Origin of the sequence: Demequina sp. NBRC 110057 (assembly GCF_002090175.1) — a bacterium.
GTDB lineage: Bacteria > Actinomycetota > Actinomycetes > Actinomycetales > Demequinaceae > Demequina.
In genome coordinates this window covers 1-1,558 of record NZ_BBRN01000001.1, presented here as the reverse complement: position 1 = coordinate 1,558, position 1,558 = coordinate 1, and the positions used below count along the sequence as shown (strand labels likewise).

The window sequence follows — 1,558 nt, the reverse complement described above, 5'->3', positions numbered from 1 at the left end:
CCATCTGAGAATCGTCCTTCACTTCGGTGGTCTTCACGTTCCCCGGCCGCTAGGCCTGGGGTCCGGTCGCCTTCTTCTCAAGATCGGTCACGGGCGACTCAGTGGTGTAACGCTCGTAACGGTGCGGTCGTTCGCCAATGAACTCGACCTCGGGCTCCAGCAGGAACCCCGAGTGCTCGTAGACGCGAGCGATCGTGTAGTTCACGAGCGCCTCGTAGTCCGAAGCCGTGGCCTGATTGACGTTGACGAAGAACCCCGGCTGCTTCGTAGAAATCTGCACCCCGCCAATGCGGTAGCCCTTCAGTCCCGACTGCATGATGAGGCGCGGCGCGCGCCACCACTTGAACGTCGAGCCGTGGTTGGGGCTCTCCAGCGGGAAGTGGCTCTCACGCACCTGAACGGTGCGCGTCATCTTCTTGGAGAGCTCATCCTTGTCGGCAGGGGTCGTCAGGAAGGTGGCCTCGAGAATGATCCAGTTGGGGTGCTGCTGGAAGGTCGTGAAGCGCTTCCCCCACACGATGTCGTGCTTCTTGGCGACCTTGATCTGCCCGCGACTGTCGAGATACGTCACTGACTCGATGGTGGCGCGAACGTCACTGACGTTGGTGCCGGCGTTCATAAAAACGGCACCGCCGACGGTTCCCGGGATGCCCGAGGCCCACTCAAGGGAGGACAGGCCGTTCTCCAGTAGGAAGTACGAGGCCTCGATGAAGCTCGCACCGGCACCCGCGATGAACTTTCCCTCTTCCAAGCGGAATTCGTTGAGGCCGCCGGTGAGGATGACGAGTCCGCGGATACCGCCGTCGCGCACGATCACGTTGGAGCCGCGTCCGAGCACGCGGTAGGGAACGTCGTTCTCGATGGCCAGCTCGACGAGTCGCTGGAACTGGTCCACCGTCTGCGGAAGTGCGAGCAGGTCGGCGGGTCCGCCGACCTTGTTCCAGGTGTACTCCTTCATCTCACGCCCGACATAGAGCGTGAGTTCGGGGACCACGCTGAGGATCCGGTCCTTCAGCTGCTGCACCTGAGGATCATTGATGACGTTCAGGATGATCTGCTCGCGGTTCGGCGTGTTCGGCGGGATCGCCAGCGCCTCCGCTGCGGGGGCGCCACCCTTGTCATCACGGGCAGCTGCCAGCGCGGCGGCGGGCACCTGGATGAGCTCGATACTACGAATCTCTGCGCCTGCCTTGCGCCCAGTGAAGTGGAGCGCGCCCAGCATGAACTGCGAGTAACCGGCCTCTGGAACGATGAAGTCGACGGTGTCGACGCGGGGCTTTCCGGAAGTTTCGCCGACTTCCACCTCGCCGATGACGTGGAAGGTCTGGTCCTCGGGCTTGCGGAGGTGGAGGTTGACCGTCGCACCCGCGGTCGTGGGCGTCCAGTCGATCTTCAGGCGGTAGCCACCGCCCTTGGTCAGCGGCTCGGGGAAGTCCGTCCACACGTGGTTTCCGCGCTCTGCTCCACCACGCGCCACCGTGACGCGCGAGCGCCCGGCGCGACGAGACACACTCCAGCCCTGGCTTCCAGCGACGAACTCGGGGTCCGGCAACGTCAC

The 1,558-nt window shown here is 63.9% G+C and carries 1 protein-coding gene; it reads right to left on the bottom strand.

Annotated elements, in window-relative coordinates; translation table 11 throughout:
* Positions 1-49: 49 nt before the first annotated feature.
* Positions 50-1,558: UDP-N-acetylmuramate dehydrogenase (gene murB, locus B7K26_RS00005; RefSeq protein WP_234998633.1), on the bottom strand; the 1,509-nt coding region annotated here is incomplete at its 5' end.